Raw genomic sequence first — 16,991 nt, 5'->3', positions numbered from 1 at the left:
CGCAGCGCTTCGGCATCGGCGCGCGTGGCCCGGCCCGAGCGCAGCCGCGCCCACCAGGCATCGGCCTGTTCGCGGATCGAGGCGTTGGCGTTGCGGTCGGCGCTCATGAACATCAGTATCTCCGACGGCCCGCGACGTTCGAACGCTCGACCGCATCGGACTGCGCCATGCGCTCGCGGCAATGGCGCATGGCGTGGCGCAGCTCCTTTTCCACCGAGCTCTCGGAAATCCCGAAGCGCTCGGCGATCTCCGTGTTGAGCAGCCCGTCCATGCGCGCCGCGATCAGGATCGCGCGGCGCCGCGGCGGCATCTCCGCCAGCACTTCATCGAGCGTGGCGAGCTCGCTGCGCGCCGCGACGGTGCGCAGCGGATCGCCCACCTCGTCGGCGATGTTCATCAGCGCCTCCACGTCGCCATCGGTCAGCAGCACGTTGTTGTGGCGGTGCGTGTCGATCGCGATGTTGGCGGCCATGCGCAGCAGGTAGGCATCGGCATTGCGCACCGAGCCCGCCGTGGCCGTCGCCTCGAGCCGCACCCAGGTTTCCTGCAGCGCATCGGCGGCGTCGTCGCGCGAGCCCACGATGCGCTCCAGGCTGCGGCGCAGCTCCGCATAGCGCGCGGTCAGGCGCAGGCGCAGCGTGGAACGAAGCGAGTCCGGCATGGCGTGCCTCAGGGCCCGACGATCCGGAACGCGTCCGGCGTGCGCGCGGCGGTCAGGGCCGCGCCCTCCCCTTCGCCCTCGATGACGGACGGGCACTGAGGGCGCGCCGAGGGCCCTTCGGGCAGCAACAGGATCGAAACCGGCTGCGCCATCGCGGCGGGCGGCGGCGCACCCACGGCCATGCGCCGCAGCACCCGGGCGATCGCCGCGTCGCGTGTTGCCTGCCCCGTCGTGTCGAGCAGCCGGAAGCGCTCGACCATGCCGCGCGCATCGAGGCGAAGCTGCAACGCGAGCCGGTACGGGCCGGGCCGGGTCTGCGGCGACGCGCACAGCGCATCGCGCAGGCTCTGCTGCACCCGCGCGATGTAAGCCATGAAGTCGGGGTTCTTGCCGGTGACGCCCGGGATGTCGGGGCCTCCCGTCGTCGCAACCGGCGGCACCGCGGTGGCCGGCACCGGATCGTCCGTTGGAGAGATCACGACGGACTGCGCATCGGCATGGCGCGCGCGCAGCCCCGTTCCCGCCAGCAGTTGCCGCAGAGCCTCGTCCGCGCCGAAGATGCCCTGCACAGTGCCGGACTGGCGCTTCGCGTCGGTGCTGTCGATCATCACGGCGAGGCCGGTCAGGCGGCTGTAGGCGTTGAGCGCGCTGCCCAGGTCCTGGGCGGCAATGTCGAAAGGGATGGGATTCACGGCTACGCCATCGGCTGCCGCCGGCACCTGCGCCCGGGCCTCCGAAGCCACCAGCAGCGTGCCCATGAACGCGAGGCAGCCCCACAGCAGGCACCCTGTCAGTGCCAGCACACTGACCGATGCCGGGTTAGCTGTCATCTGCTATCGCACACGTCCGGAAGTTGAAATGAAGTGCCCGAGGCAGACCGCTCAGCAAGTTGTCGAGGAGGCTAGTTCGATTTGTTTACATGTACGTGACAGAACGGCGACAACGACGCCGGCTCTTCCGGTCGTTCGGCCCCTGTCCGTGCAAGCCGATGCAGCACGCGTTGCAACAGCCCTGTCACGCAGTCGTCGCACCATGCCGGGTTCCCCCACGGCGTCTGCATCGTGTCGAATCGGTCTCGAGCCTTCCCATCGCAACTGCGGCGAACACGGTACTGCTGCTGCGGAAAGCCGACGCGCGGCCGATCCAGATTCGCTGGCTGAGCCGCATGTTCCTGCGCGCGGCCGGCTCGACCGGCGTTCGTACGATGCAGGCGGCGCTGCTCGCCCTGGTCATGCAGTCGGCATGGCCGGCCGACATGCGCGCCGTGCAACTCGCCGCGGCCGACCCCGAGCTTGCCGCGGAGCGCTTCGACTTCGATCTTTCCGCCCAGCCGCTCGCCGATGCACTGCGCCTCTATGCGTCGCTGACGCGGCAACCCACGCTCTTTCGCAGCGACCTGGTCGACGGCCGTTCGGCAGCCGCCGTGCAGGGCCGCTACTCGGCGGCGACCGCCCTGTTTCTGCTGCTCGAGGGCACCGGCCTCACGGCCGAGAGGGCGGACGCCGGTCCGCGTGCCGGCTTCGTGCTGATGGCGCTCGATCCGTCGTCCGTCGCCCCGCGCGCCCGCCTGAACGACCTGTCCGGCTATCCGGGCGAGATCCAGGCCCGCGTGCTCGAGGCCCTGTGTGCCGACGCCCGGACCCGGCCAGGCAGCTATCGCTCGCTGATGCGCTTTCGCTTGGATGCCGCCGGGCAGATCCGGCAACCGCGCCTGCTGAGCTCCACCGGCGACGCACCGCGGGACGCCGCGGTGCTGACGGTTCTGCAGGGGGTGCGCGTGGGCGGTCCTCCGCCGTCCGGGCTGCCACAGCCGGTGACCCTGCTGATCGCGCCACCCGACGAGGGCCATGCCGATGAAGCGCCGTGCGCTGCCGGAACGATCCGTCCATGAGCGAAGAAGCCCGCCTGCTCCTGATCGGTTACCTCACCAAGCACTACGGCACGCTCAAGCAGCGCATTGCCCGGCTGGTCGGCAACAACGACCTGGCCAGCGATGCACTGCACGATGCCTGGCTGCGCCTGAAGACCCACGAGGTGGAGGGATCGATCCAGAGTCCGGGCAGCTATCTGGTGCGCATGGCCATCAACCTGGCGGTGAACGTCCAGCGGCGGCAGAGCCGCTCGGTGTCGATCGAGGAGATCGACGCGCTCGCGGACCTGTCCGATCCAGCGCCCGGTCCGGCGCAGACCGCCGAATCCCGCGAAGAGATGGAGATCCTGATCCAGTGGGTGGAGCGCATGCCCGCGCGCCGCCGGGACATCTTCATCCTGGTGCACTGGGAAGGCGTGACCCAGGAGGAGGCGGCCCAGCGCATGGGATGTTCCAAGCGCACGGTCGAATATGAACTGAAGCACGCGCACGACCAATTGACGGCCCGGATGTCACGCCGATGAAAAAAAGTTTGCGGACCGATGCCGCGCCATTTGTCTTGATGAATGCAGCCCCGGGCGTGCGAGCCCCTGAGGTAGCGCCATGAAGATCCGTGCCGACCATCGAGCGAATCCCTCCGACGAGCCCTTCCAGCAGGCTTGGGTGTGGCTGCGCCTGCTCACGTCCGGCGATGCCAAGGCCTGGGATGTCGAAGGCTTCGAACGCTGGTTGCACGCGAGCCCGGCGCACGAGAGCGCCTTTCGGGCCGCCAAGCAGCAGTGGGCGACGCTCAAGCCCGTGGCCGGCGCCGCGCTGCGCCGCATGCCCGATGCCGCTGCCGCGCGTGAGCGAGGCAAGCAAGAACGCGCGCGCAATCTGCGAAACCGCCGCGCCTTCCTGGCCGCGGCGAGCGGCGCGGCAGCGGTGGCGGGCGTTGCCCTGGTGTATCCACCGGCCGGCCTCTGGCCGGCCGCCGGCGAATGGGGGGCGGACTACCGTACCGAGACCGGCGAGCAGCAGGCGCTCGAGTTGGCCCCTCGGGTCAAGGTGACGTTGAACACGCAGACCCGCATCCGCCGTCAGGGCGCGAGCGGCGAGACCACGGGGATCGAGCTGTTGAGCGGAGAGGCCGCCGTCGACGTCGACAGGCCCGCGAGGGCCTCCGGCAGTCGCGCTTTCGCGGTCGTGGCCGGGACCGGCCGCAGCCTCGCCGAGGACGGACGCTTCGAGGTGCGAAACCTGGAAGGGAAGATCTGCGTGACCTGCATCGAGGGCTCGGCCCGCGTGGAGCATCCACTCGGGGAACGCCGCCTGGCCGCCCATCAACAGCTGATCTATGACGGCGGCACGCTGGGCCTCGCGCGCACCGTCGATCCCGCGCAGGCATCGGCTTGGCGAAAAGGGGAACTGGTGTTCAACAACACCCGGCTGGCGGAAGTGATCGCCGAGATCAACCGCTACCGCCCTGGCCGCGTGCTGCTGATGAATGCATCGGTGCGCGACATGCCCGTGAGCGGCAGTTTCTACATTGCCTCCTTGAGCGAGGCCCTGTCGCTGCTGCAGCGCACCTATGACTTGAAGGCCCGCTCCCTGCCGGGTGGCCTGTACATTCTGAGCTGACGCAGGACGTCTCATTGCCGCCGATGGATGACACCTCCTCGCGTCATCCGCGATGGGGATCGCCTGTTCGATGCGCGCTGGAGGCGGCGCATCGCTTCAAAAAGAAAACAAAAAAAAGTTTGCGGACTCGTTGGCTGCCATTTGTCTTAGTCCCACAGAAGATTTGCGCACTGCTCGCGACCCGTCGCAGTACCGCGTGAATGGACATGGACTTGGCTGGCCGGCAGGAGTCGGACGGCCGCTTGATATCGACACAACCTATCAGCGGGCATTTCAATGAGCACACGGCAGCGCGGCGCGAAGGACCACAGGGCGGGCGGGGAGGTTTCGGTATTCAGGATGGCACCGGTGGCGCGGGTCATCACGCTGATGCTGGCTGCGATCGGTGCGGCAGGCGCGGCGCATGCGCAGCAGCGTGCGTTCAGTGCGGCGTGGATGGCGCAGAAGAACATCGCGCAGGGGCAGGCTATTGCGACAGGGCGTCTGCCCAATGGCCTGCCGGTGTCCTCGCTCAACACGCCGAGCGCGCAACAGCAGCAGGCGCGCGAGCAGTTGCAGCGTTCGCTGGGCAATCTGAACCTGGCCGCGCAGAGCATCGCGGCGCAGCAGGCTGCACAGGCTGCCGCACGGCAAGCGGCGCTGGATGATCCTTCTTCCGTGCCTGATGGTCTGGCCGATGGCGGGTTGCGCGTCGACACCAATTCGCTGACCGCTGGTTGGCTCAATGCCCAGGCCCCTGTGCAATCGCAAGGCACCGATGGCCGTACCACGGTCACCATTCAACAGAACGGCGATCGCGCGATCCTCAACTGGGAAACCTTCAACGTCGGCAAGCGCACCACGGTCGATTTCAGGCAGCAGGCCGACTGGGCCGTGCTCAACCGCGTCAACGATCCGCAGGCGCGGCCTTCACAGATCCAGGGCCAGATCAAGGCCGATGGCACGGTGCTGATCGCAAACCGCAACGGCATCGTGTTCAGCGGATCGAGCCAGACCGATACACGCAACCTCGTGGCGGCTGCCGCCAGGATCGGCGATGACCAGTTCAAGGCGCGCGGCATCTACAGCGCGCAGGAAAGCGGGGCCTACACGCCGAGCTTCACCGATGCCAACGGCAAGGTCGAGGTGCAGGCCGGTGCGCGCATCAACACCGCGGTGCCGACGACCGTCACGCAAGGCGGCGGCTATGCGCTGCTGCTCGGCAAGGAGGTCAGCAACGCGGGTGCCATCACCACGCCACGCGGCCAGGTGCAGATGGCAGCCGGCGACTTCTTCATCGTGCGGCCCGGCCAGAGCACCACGGGCAACCAGTACGCGACCACGCGCGGCAACGAGGTCGCGCCGCAGTTCAATGCCGACAGCACGGCGGGCGCGGTCACCAACACCGGCCTGCTGCAGGCGCCCGAAGGCGACATCACGCTCGCGGGGCGCAAGGTGGTGCAGGACGGCGTGGCGATCGCCACGACGACGGTGGACACGCGCGGCACCATCCATCTACTGAACTCGGCCAGCGACAAGCTCGGCAGCGTCACGGTGACCGCGCGTGGCCTCAATGCCATCCTGCTCGACGACCAGAACGGCCGCACCGCACTGGACAGCCAGCGCGATGCATTGATCGCCGATTCGGCCGTGCAGGACCTGGCGCGCCGCACCGCGGCCTCGGGTGGCTTCGACAACCTCGCGCGCCTCGACGACCGCCGCGACCAGTCGCGCATCGAGATCGTCTCGGGCGGCGATGTGGTGTTCGAAGGCGGATCGACCACGCTGGCCACTGGCGGCCAGATCGCGGTGGCCGCGAGCAATGGCCGCAGCACGGTGGCCAATGGCGCGCGCCTCGATGTCTCGGGCGCCGTGGGCGTCCAGGTCGCGATGTCCTCGAACAACGTCGAGATCAACATCCAGGGCAACGAACAGCGCGATGCGCCGCTGAACCGCGACACCACGCTGCTCAACAACAGCAACGTGTGGATCGACCGGCGCAAGCTGTTGCGCGTGGCGGCCGGCGTGGGCGGCTACGACAAGGAGCGCTGGTACACGCCGGGCGGCCTGCTCGAGGTCGGCGGCTACCTGGGCCTGCAGGGCCACACCGTGGGCGAGTGGGGCGCGCAGGGCGGCAGCGTGGTGTTCGCGGGCAACGAGCTGGTCGCGCAGGCGGGCTCGAACATCAACCTCTCGGGCGGCACGCTGGACGTGCAGACCGGGATGATCAAGCAAAGCTGGCTCAAAGGGGCCGACGGCCGGCTCTACGAAGTCTCGAGCGCACCCGCCGATGTGCAGTACACGGGCCTCTACAAGGGCTACGAGGACGCGCACAAGCGCTGGGGCGACAAGACCACGGGCTTCTTCTACAACCCGCTGATCGGACCGCAGCAGCGGCTCGAGAACGGCTATACGGTGGGCCGCGATGCGGGGCAGTTGATCGTCTCGACCGGCGCGGCCGTGCTCGAGGGCGACATCACGTCGAACGTGTACCAGGGCCCGCGGCAAACGATCAAGCGCGATGACGGGATGGATGGGTACGGCCAATCGCACGACGCGGCGGCGCTCGCCGCGCAACTGATCCTCGGCAGCTACACCAGCGCCTTCAACACCGATGCGAAGAACGGTCCGACCGGCGTGTTCCACAACCTCGCACCGACCATGAACGAGATCGTGTTCGGCACGGATGGCAAGCAGGTGACGGACACGCTGCAGGACGGCAACGCGAGCGCGCCGCTGCCGGAGGAACTGCAGGGCAAGGCGCGCGTCGACAGCTCGCTGCTGGATGGTTTCGGGCTGGGCGCCATGCTGGCCGCCGCGAAGCAGAGCCTGACGGTCGATGGTGCATTGACGGTGACGCCGGGCGGCACGATCGCGCTGTACGCACCGCAGGTCCGCGTCAACGCCGACCTGACCGCGCGCAGCGGCCACATCGCCCTGGGCAATGTGCAGACCTCGATCACCGCCTCGGGCAAGACGCTCGACGTGGCGCTGCCCACGCCGTCCGGGCAGGATGCACCGCAAGTCACGGTGGCCCGCGGCGTGACGCTCGATGCGAGCGGCCTCTGGAGCAACCTGCAAGGCGACCCCGACGATGCCACCGGGCTGCCCCATGTGGACGGTGGCAGCGTATCGATCCGCGACACCGGCGCCGTCACGCTGTCGCAAGGCAGCGCGATCGACGTGTCCTCGGGCGCGGCGCTGCTGTCCACCGGCGCGCTGCGCGGCGGAACCGGCGGGGACATCACGCTGGCGGCGGCGTACGTGACCGACCTCGGTGCGACGCCGGGAGCGGCGTTGCTGACGCTGGAGGGAGCGCTGCGAGGCTATGGCGTCGACGGCGGCGGCACGCTCCACGTGCAGTCGGGCGCGGCCGTCGGCATCGGCGGCGCCTTGCTCGACACGCCTGGACTGCTGCAGGCCGGCCAGGCCGCGCCGGCCAACCTGAGACTGCTGCAGGACTACCAGCTTGCCGCTGGCGAGCGCGTGCCGATGGACGTGGTCGTCACCATCTCCAAGCGACCCGCCGGCTACACGGTGACGGACGCTCCCGTGCTGTCGTACCTGCAGAACGGCGCGGCCGTGGTGACGCAGGCCGAATGGGTGGTGCCACCGGGGTCGATCGTTACCGATGCGCGCGCCGCCTATCTGGAAGGCACGCGCATCCCCGCGGGAACCGCGCTGCTGAGCCTGAAGCTGGGCGTTGGCAGCACCATCCCGCCGGACGTGTTTCCGGACGGCGTGCCGATCTATCCGACGCCGCAGTACCTGCAGGCGGGCACGGTACTGGGCGCGGCGCTCACGCTGCCTGCCGGATCGGTGCTGTCGGCCGGCGCCGTGCTGCCGCGGACTGCCGGGGTTGGCGCCACGGCGCAGTTGTCATCGTCGTTGTTCCAGAGCGGCTTTGCCCACTACCTCGTGTCCGCCAACGACGGCATCACGGTGCTGCCGGGCACGCAGGTCGATGTGAAGATGCCCGTGCTGTGGCCCGATCTGGATGCCATGCGCGCACTGCCCACCGGTGCCAGGCTGAGCGACCGCCTTGCGACCTGGACGCCGCCGCTCTATCTCGAGGATGCGGTGCATGCGACGCTGACGCAGCGTGGCGGTGCCGGCATCGCGCTGGACGCCGGGTCCCGGGTGGCGAGCGCCGGCACGAACGCATCGTTGATCGTCGGCACCGGCGCGCGGATCGGCGTCGATCCCGGCCAGGACATCGCGCTGTGGAGCAATGGCGGACAGGTGACGGTCGATGGCCGCCTCGACGCCTGGGGCGGAAGCATCTCGATCGCCTCGCTGCCGGGGCCGCTGGCCTATCAGGCATCGCCGTCGCGTTCGATCTGGATCGGCGAGCACGCCGTGCTGGATGCGGCCGCGCGCCCCCATGTGGCGCACGACATCGAGGGGCGCGCCTACGGTATCGCGCCCGACGGCGGCACGATCGACATCGGGCTGTCGGACGCGTTCGTGGTGATTCGTCCGGGCGCGGTGCTGGACGCATCGGGTGCGTTCGCCGAAGTCGATGGCGCGGCCGGCGGGTCGGCCCGTCAGGCTTCGCAACCGCTGGCCCTGGCCGGCAACGGCGGCAGCATCGGCCTGCATTCCTATATGGGCATGGCGATCGACGGCAGCCTGTCGGCGCGGTCGGGCGGTGTCGGCGCGGCCGGCGGCTCGCTCACGCTGGAGATGGCCAATCGGAACTACTCCGCGAACAGCGAAGCCATCTCGATGGATTTCCAGACGATGCACAACATCACGCTGGTGCAGCAGCGTCCCGGCAGCGATCTGCCGGCCGGGCTGCGCCCCGGCGTGAGCGATCCCACGCTGAAGGTCGGCACGGCGGTGCTCGGCGTGGACCAGGTGCAGGCGGGCGGCTTCGATGCGCTGACGCTGTCGGCCCGCGATCTGTTCGTCTTCGACGGCGACATCGACCTGTCGCTGGGCCGCAGCCTGAATCTGCGCAACGGCTTTCTGACCGTGGCCGCGCAGACTCCGGATGCGCAGGTGCGGCTGGCCGCGCCGACCATCCGGCTCGATGGTGGCAACTGGACCGGGACACCGAACTACTACACCCCGGGCATCGCGACGGCCCGACCCGCGGAAAAGCCCGCTGGCGCCAGCGCGCTGACGCTCACGGCGGACCTGATCGATATCTTCGGCACGGTGCAGAGCGGGGTTTCCGGCACCCATGGCGACGGCACGACGATCGCGGCGCCGCCGAACCCCAACAACCCCAGTTCCACCGTGGCCTTCACGGCGGACGGCTTCGCCAACGTGACGCTGCGAAGCGATGGCGACATCCGCTTCAACAGGGAAGCGGCCTTCGTGGTGCCGCTCGATCTATCGATCGAGGCGGCCCAGCTCTATCCCGTCAGCAACCAGCGCGGCATGCTGCTGGCCGGCTTCTATTCGGACAACACGGGCCGGACCGCATGGAATCCCGACGCCAGCCTGGTGATTCGTTCCAATGGCCACGCCGCGCCCATGCCCGATTCGGTCTTCGGCCGGCTGGTGATGATCGCGCCGACCCTGGACCAGGGCGGCATCGTCCGTGCGCCGCTGGGCTCGATCGCATTGAACGACAGCGGGGGCAGTGGTTTTCTCAACTGGATCACCACGGCCACCTTGCGCACGGACATCACCGCGGACATGCGCCTGATCCTGCGCAACGGCAGCGTGACCTCGGTCAGCGCGGCTGGGCTGAGCATGCCCTATGGCGGGACCTCCGATGGCGTGAGCTACCGCGGCGCCGATGGCACGCTCTACCAGTTGGGGGTGAATGCGGTCGACTATCTCGTCCATGACGGTGGCGCGGTGCGCGGCGAAAGCTTCTCGCTGCCGCAAGGCATCGCACTGGGGGGCGGCTCGGTGCTGGCCGAGGCGGGCGCGGTGCTCGACCTGTCCGGCGGTGGCGAGTTGCGCGGCGCGGGCTTCGTCAGCGGACGCGGCGGTTCGGTGGATGTGCTGACCACGCCGCTGGCCAATGCCAATCCGCGCAGCCATGGGCAGAGCCAGGCGGGCAACGCGGTCTATGCGATCGTTCCAGGCTACGCGTCCAGCTATGCGCCGACGATCGACGACAAGGGTGCCGGCGATCCGGCGCTGGGGCGGCAGATCACGATCGGCGCGGGTGTGCCGGGCCTGCCGGCCGGCACCTACACGCTGCTGCCGGCGAGCTTCGCACTGATGCCGAACGCATGGCGCATCGAAGTCGGACCGCCACTGAGCGCGCGGGCCGGTACCGGGCCGGTCCCCGGCGCGCTGGCGACGGCGGGAACATGGGCCACGTCGGGCACGCTGTCCACGGCCAACACCGGCATCCGCGACAGCCTGCCGAGCCAGGTGCTGCTCACCAGCGCGGACACGGTGCGGCACCTGTCGCAGTACAACGAGACCGGCTACGCGGACTTCGCGGCGGCGCAGGCCGCGCAGTTCGGCAATGTGCGGCCGATGCTGCCGGCCGACGGCAAGATACTGCGCTTCAGGCTCGTGCAGAACGACGAGGTGGTGCCGCTGCAGTTCGACGGCACGGCACGCCTGGAGGCGGCCGCCGGCGGCACGCGCGGCCAGGTCTCGGTGCTGGGCGACAAGCCGATCGAGATCGTCGGCGGTGCCGCGCAGCCGACGGCGGGCGCCATCTCCATTTCTGCCGACACCCTCAGCGCGTTGAATGCCGGCACCTTGTCGATCGGTGGGGTCGTCGTGTTCAACAACGGCGCATCCACCGGCGACGCCGGTGCACGCGTTTCCTTCTCCGCCTACGGAACGGGCGGCGTGGTGCGGGTTCACGACGGCGCCAGCCTGCGCGCCGGCCAGATCTTCCTGCTGGGCCAGCAGGTCGACGTCGATGGTGGCGCGGTCCTGGACACCCGGGGCATGGGGCAGCCGAGCATCGATTCCAGCCTGGGCTTTCTGTATGCCAATGACGGCCCGGCGGTGCTCGCGCTGAGCAATGGCTGGCTGGATTTCCTGCCCGCGACGGGCACCGGCAAGATGGTCGTCAGCGACGGCGCCTCGTTGCTCAGCGAAGGCACGATCGCCTTCGCCGCGCCGGGCGGACTGGCATTGGGCGACGTGAACCTGGGCGCGCGCTATCTCACGGTGGCGCAGGACCAGATCAACATCGGCACGGCCGCCAGCCTGGCCGCGGCGCAGACGGCCGGCAGCCTGCAGCCTGGCTGGCAACTGACGCAGGACACGCTGAATCGCCTGCTGCGCCCGTCGTCGTCCGCCGGGGTGCCGGCACTCGAGCGCCTGAGCCTGACGGCCGGCGGCGCCTTCAACTTCTATGGCTCGCTGACGCTGGACACCGGCGACTCGTCGGCGCAGATGGTCTTCAACACCCCGGCCTTCTATGGCCTGGGCGCGGAGGACGACACGGTGCGCATCGCCACCCGCAATTTCGTCTGGAATGGTCTCGCGACCGGCAATGGACGCACCACCAGCCCGTATGCCAATGTGCCGCCGGTGGCGGTGCAGCCCGGCGGGCCCGGTACCGGACGGGGCTCGCTGGTCATCGATGCGCAGACCGTGCAGTTCGGCTACGACGCGATGAGCCAGCCGCAACGGCAGGTGGAGCTCGACCGGCTGGCGCTGGGCTTCGGCGCGGTGGCGATCCATGCCTCCGGACGCGTGACGGCGAACAACAAGGGCGCGCTGTCGGTGGGGCAGTCGCGGGATGCCGATGGCACGCTGCATGGCGGCGCATTGACGATCGCCACGCCGCTGCTGACCGGTGAGGCCGGCGCGGCGATGCGCTATGTGGCGGGCGGCGCGATCGACGTGTCGACGCTGCCGGGAACCAGCGCGGCCGACACGGCTTCCATTGCCGACCTGGGCGCATCGCTGACGCTGGAGGGCCGCAGCATCACCTTGAACACGGCGGTCGCATTGCCCAGCGGCGTGCTCACGCTGAGGGCCGACGGCGATGTGCGCCTGGGCGACGATGCGCGAATCGATCTGTCGGGCCGTGCCGTCACGTTCTACGACATCACCAAATACAGCTGGGGCGGGGACGTGACGATGACCAGCGCCGGGGGCAGCATCGCGCAGTCGGCCGGCTCGCGCATCGATGTCTCGGCCGCGCACAACGATGCGGGATCGCTCACCGTCGGCGCGGCGGCGGGCAGCGCGACGCTGGCGGGCACGCTCGCGGCCACCGGCGGCGGCGCGGGATTCTCGGACGGGCGCTTCGGTCTGACCGTGCAGCGTCTCGCCGACACGGACTTCGCCGCGCTGAACCGGCAGCTCAACGATGCGGGCTTCTTCGGTGCGCGCCGCTTTGTCGTGAAGCAGGGCGACCTGACGGTGGGCACGGGTGTGCGCGCGCGCCAGGTCAGCATCAGCACCGATGGAGGCAGCCTGACGGTGGACGGGACCATCGACGCTTCGAGCGAAGGGCCCGGGCAGATCGACCTGGCCGCGAGCAACGACCTGAGGCTGACCGGCCGCGCCGTGCTCGACGCGCACGCCAGCAGGCTGGTCACCGACAGCCACGGTGCGCCGATCGATGCCGCCAACCGGGCCAAGGTGTCGCTGCGTGCAGTCAACGGAACGGTGAGCCTCGACACGGGCGCGACGATCGACCTGAGCTCGCCCGACGGTATGGCGCGCGGCCGCCTCGAGATCGATGCGCCGCGCGTGGGCAGCACCGGTCCCAGCGCCACCGGCCCCGACGCGCCCGCCAATGCCACCGGCGGAGACATCGCCATCTCGGCGGCCGGGCCGCTGAACATCCGCGGCGCGCAGAGCATCGCGCTCAACGGCGTGGCGCGCTACACCAATGCACCGGCCGACCCGAACGATGCCGACGGCCAGATCGTCGACCAGGCCTACCTCGACCTCATCGACAGCGACAGCCGGGCCTTCGACAACGCCGCACGCGGCAATGCGGGCCTGCAGGCGCGCATCGCCGGACTCGCGGCTTACGCAGCGGCCTTCCACCTGCGCCCCGGCGTCGAGATCGACAGCCGCACGCCGGACGGCAATCTCACGGTCCAGGGCGACCTCGATCTCTCGGGTTACCGCTACGGCCCCGATGCCGATCGCAACCCCGCGTCGGCCCGCTACGGCGCCGGCGAACCGATGTCGCTGGCATTGCGCGCGGGGGGCGACCTCAACATCCACGGCAGCATCAACGATGGCTTCGCGCCGCCGCCCGCGACGCCCGACGATGGCGGCTGGCAGATCCGGCAGCAGGTGCTGCTGACGGGGCAGGCGACGACGCGGGACGTCACGTTCGACGCGCCCTTCAATCCGGACTGGGGCGATGCCTACTACCTGTTCCCCAGCGTCATGACCGGCATCGGCTATCCCGTCGTCGTCTCGGGCTCCGTCTCGGACGGCACCGGCGCCGTCTACCTGCCGGGCGACAGCATTCCGGGCTTCCTGTACGGCACCATCACGGTCGCCGCGGGCACCGTGCTCGTCTCGGATGTCCCCGGCGGCGCGGATATCGTGCTCTCCGGTTCGCGGCCGGAGCCGGGCCGGATGTGGGCCATTGCGCCGATGCTGGCCGCGGGCAGCATGTCGGCGTCCATCCGCCTCGTGAGCGGCGCGGACCTGGCTGCCGCCGATACGCGCTCGTTGCAGACCGGCACGCAGCTTTCGGGGCGCGGCAACATGGTGCTCGACGATCTCCATCTGGCCGCGACACAGGCCGCGCCCGGCAGCCAGGGTCCTGTGCAGCCGTCGGAAGCGCTCAGCGTGATTCGCACCGGCACCGGCGATCTGGATCTGTACGTCGGCGGCGACTACAAACAGAACTCGCTGTTCGGCGTCTACACCGCCGGGACCTCGGTGGCCGGCACCGGCGCCGAATCCGGCTGGAACGCGGCGCGCGCCACCGTGCCCGACGCGACCGATCCGCGCGGCCGCAGCGTCTTGGGTGCCGGCAATTCGGCTTACGAGAACACGCTCGGTGCGCAACGCCTGTGGTTCACGGAAAACGGCGGCGACTTCACGCTGTCGGCGCAAGGCAACGTCAGCGGTTACCTGACGCCCAACGCCATGTCGGTTGGCGACTGGCTGTGGCGCCAGGGCGGCGCCGAACTGGGCCAACGCACCGCCTGGGGACTGAGTTTCGGCAGCTACGTGCTCGACGGCGGCATCTCGCTCGCGACGCTGGGCCTGGCCGGCTACGCCGGGGTCGGCGCACTGGGCGGCGGCAATGCGGTGATCCGCGTCGGCGGCAACATCGGCGTGGCCGGCGACGAGACCAAGGGCCTGCTGGCGTCGGTCGGCGGCAGCGGCCGGATGACGGACGCGGGAACCCTGTTGCAGACCGGCGGCGGCACGCTGGATGTGAAGGCCGGCGGTCTCATCAGCGGCGGCCTGTACGTCAACCTGCGTGGCGACACCCAATTGGCGGCAAGGGACGTCGGCGGTCTGCTGCTGAGCGGCTTTGCCACGGCGAACAACCAGGACCCGCGCGCAGCCGACCCCTACATCGCCCACAGTTCGGTGCGCAGCAGCGCCGTGAACTTCGCGCCGGGCGACGGCACCTTGCGCGTCGATACGCTGGGCGACCTGGTGCTGGGCTCGGTGATCGATCCGGGACGCGTGGGCGAACGATCCGAGACGATGGCATCCGCCGGCGGTGCGAGCGGCTCCGCTGCCAGCTGGTTCACGCTGTGGACCGACCGCACGGCGCTGGCGCTGTTCTCCGCGGGCGGAAACGCCTCGCCGTTCGGCCCCCATGGCGACACGATCGGACTGATCGCCACGTCGACCTTGCCCGCCAGCCTGAGCATGGTGGCTGCCGGCGGCAGCATCTACTACTCGACGGACAACGCGTTCATGGCGCCCTCCCCCTACGGCCACCTGGATCTGCTGGCCAGGGGCCTGGTCAGCGGCGACGAATCCAACAGCGGCTCGACGTCGGGTTCGTTCATCGGGCCGCTCGGCACCAGCGCGGCGGCGATGAGCACGCCGCAGCACCCTGCCTGGCAGATCGTCGACGACACGCCGCAGCGGAACCTCGTCGGCACCAACCACTGGCGCGGCCTCGATGCGGCATCGGATCGCCTGTCCCTCTACGACTTCAACCTCGTTTCCGGCGGTGCATACCAGGGCGCGGGCGGTACGCTGTTCATGTTCGGGCCGAACACGGTGAGCGACAGCAGCATGGCCGGCAGCGGCGTGATGTCGCATGTCTATGCACTGACCGGCGATGTGATCAAGGTCCAGATCGGCCAGGCGATCAACGTCAACTGGAGCGTGGGGCAGAGTGCCACGCTCTACCAGGCCTCCAAACCGCTGCGGATGCTGGCCGGCGGCGACATCGTCAACAGCAGCGGGTTGATCGTGCAGGACGCCGTCACCGACGTCTCGATGATCGCGGCGCAGGGCGACGTGATCTTCTCCAATTTCTCGATCGCCGGCCCCGGCACGCTCGAAGTGTCCGCGGGCGGTCAGGTCTATCAGGGCAACATCGCCAGCCTGACCAGCATGGGCGCGCTGGTCCCCGGCGATCTGCGGCCGGGTGCCGGCATCGTGGTGCAAAGCGGCCTGGGCAAGGGGCTGCCGGGACAGGGCGCGACCGACGTCGCCGGCTTCGCGCGGCAGTATCTCGATCCGGCCCGCGCGATCGATCCGTCGGCGCCACTGGCCGACCAGCCGGGTCGGGTCGTGAAGACCTACGACGCTGAACTCGCGCAGTGGCTGAAGGATCGCTATGGCTACCTGGCCACTTCGGCCCTCGATGCACTGAGTTATTTCCAGGCCCTGGCGCCGGAGCAGCAACGCATCTTCGTGCGGCAGGTGTTCTACGCCGAACTCACCGCCGGCGGCCGCGAATACAACGCGCCGGACAGCAAGCGTTTCGGCAGCTATCTGCGCGGACGCAATGCGATCGCCGCGCTGTTCCCCGAACAGGATGCGGCGGGCCAGGCCATCGTCCGCCGCGGCGATCTGACGCTGTTCCAGGGGGCGCCGAAGAATGCGGGCATCCGCACCATCGCCGGAGGCGATGTCCAGATACTGACGCCGGGCGGAAAGACGATTCTCGGCGTGGAAGGCGTCGCGCCTTCCACCACGCCCGATGCCGTGCCCGCCGGCCTGCTCACGCAGGGCGAAGGCAGCATCGACATGTACAGCAAGGGCAGCATCCTGCTGGGCCTGTCGCGCATCATGACCACCTTCGGCGGCGACATCCTCGCCTGGTCCGCCGAGGGCGACATCAACGCGGGTCGCGGCTCGAAGACGACGCTGGTGTACACGCCGCCCAAGCGCGAGTACGACACGCTCGGCAACGTGAAGCTCTCGCCCAACGTGCCGAGCACGGGCGCGGGCATCGCCACGCTCGATCCGATTCCCGAAGTGCCGCCGGGCGACGTGGACCTGATCGCGCCCTTGGGCACGATCGACGCGGGCGAAGCAGGCATCCGCGTTTCGGGCAACGTCAATCTCGCGGCGCTGCAGGTGGTGAATGCGGCCAACATCCAGGTCAAGGGTGAGTCGGCCGGGTTGCCGGTGGTCGCGTCGGTGAACGTGAGCGCCTTGACCAATGCGAGTGCCGCGGCATCGCAGGCCGCGATGGCCGCGCAGGACACGGTGCAGCGCGAACGCACGGCCGCGCGGCAGGCCTTGCCCTCGGTATTCACGGTGCGCGTGCTCGGTTTCGGCAACGAGGCGCCCGACGAAAAAGGCACGGATAGCTTGCCCCGTCCAGGCGCGCAGTCCGGCGTTCCGCGCCCCTACAACGCCTCCAGCGTCGCGCAGATCGTGGGGCTGGGAAACAACATCGACCCCAGGCAATGGGCCCGCCTGACCGACGACGAGCGTCGCAGCCTGCAGCGGGATCGATAGCTCCGCTCTCTCCGCGTTTGCGCTTTCGCAGGCCTCGTTTCGCGCGAGGCCTGG

The 16,991-nt window shown here is 69.5% G+C and carries 6 protein-coding genes; 4 read left to right on the top strand and 2 right to left on the bottom strand.

Annotation, left to right across the window (positions count from 1 at the left end; all coding sequences use genetic code 11):
- Positions 1–112 precede the first annotated feature (112 nt).
- Both AC27VN_RS01495 and AC27VN_RS01490 read right to left on the bottom strand, forming a co-directional pair.
- Positions 113–661: an RNA polymerase sigma factor gene (locus AC27VN_RS01495; protein WP_093352433.1), complete on the bottom strand. Its 549-nt coding sequence runs from the start codon at positions 659–661 to the stop codon at positions 113–115.
- Between the two features lie 8 nt (positions 662–669).
- Positions 670–1,419 (bottom strand): STN domain-containing protein, encoded by a 750-nt coding sequence (locus tag AC27VN_RS01490; protein WP_490875356.1) that lies wholly within the window; start codon positions 1,417–1,419, stop codon positions 670–672.
- A gap of 161 nt (positions 1,420–1,580) precedes the next feature.
- On the opposite strand from AC27VN_RS01490, the gene AC27VN_RS01485 reads away from it, so the two are divergent.
- From AC27VN_RS01485 to AC27VN_RS01470, 4 genes are all read left to right on the top strand, one after another.
- The gene (locus AC27VN_RS01485; protein WP_490875355.1) at positions 1,581–2,552 is read left to right on the top strand and encodes a TonB C-terminal domain-containing protein; all 972 of its coding nucleotides are present in this window, start codon (positions 1,581–1,583) and stop codon (positions 2,550–2,552) included.
- Positions 2,549–3,055: an RNA polymerase sigma factor gene (locus AC27VN_RS01480; protein ID WP_296784918.1), complete on the top strand. Its 507-nt coding sequence runs from the start codon at positions 2,549–2,551 to the stop codon at positions 3,053–3,055. The genes AC27VN_RS01485 and AC27VN_RS01480 overlap by 4 nt, the downstream gene beginning before the upstream one ends.
- Positions 3,056–3,134: 79 nt before the next feature.
- Positions 3,135–4,151, top strand: coding sequence for a FecR family protein (locus tag AC27VN_RS01475; protein WP_490875354.1), 1,017 nt, complete (start codon positions 3,135–3,137; stop codon positions 4,149–4,151).
- A gap of 339 nt (positions 4,152–4,490) precedes the next feature.
- A complete protein-coding gene (locus AC27VN_RS01470; RefSeq protein WP_490875357.1) occupies positions 4,491–16,937 on the top strand; it encodes a filamentous hemagglutinin family protein in 12,447 nt (4,148 codons plus the stop codon).
- The last annotated feature ends 54 nt before the right edge of the window (positions 16,938–16,991 follow it).

It is taken from the genome of Variovorax sp. 20P10.2.4 (genome assembly GCF_058244205.1).
Note: the sequence above shows the minus strand (reverse complement) of the source record. Positions and strands in the feature narration are given on the sequence as shown.

Excerpts from the sequence above, each read along its gene's own strand:
- AC27VN_RS01490 (WP_490875356.1), bottom strand. The coding sequence starts at position 1,419 with ATGGGCACGCTGCTGGTGGCTTCGGAGGCCCGGGCGCAGGTGCCGGCG.
- AC27VN_RS01495 (WP_093352433.1), bottom strand. The coding sequence starts at position 661 with ATGCCGGACTCGCTTCGTTCCACGCTGCGCCTGCGCCTGACCGCGCGC.
- AC27VN_RS01485 (WP_490875355.1), top strand. The coding sequence starts at position 1,581 with ATGTACGTGACAGAACGGCGACAACGACGCCGGCTCTTCCGGTCGTTC.
- AC27VN_RS01470 (WP_490875357.1), top strand. The coding sequence starts at position 4,491 with ATGGCACCGGTGGCGCGGGTCATCACGCTGATGCTGGCTGCGATCGGT.
- AC27VN_RS01475 (WP_490875354.1), top strand. The coding sequence starts at position 3,135 with ATGAAGATCCGTGCCGACCATCGAGCGAATCCCTCCGACGAGCCCTTC.
- AC27VN_RS01480 (WP_296784918.1), top strand. The coding sequence starts at position 2,549 with ATGAGCGAAGAAGCCCGCCTGCTCCTGATCGGTTACCTCACCAAGCAC.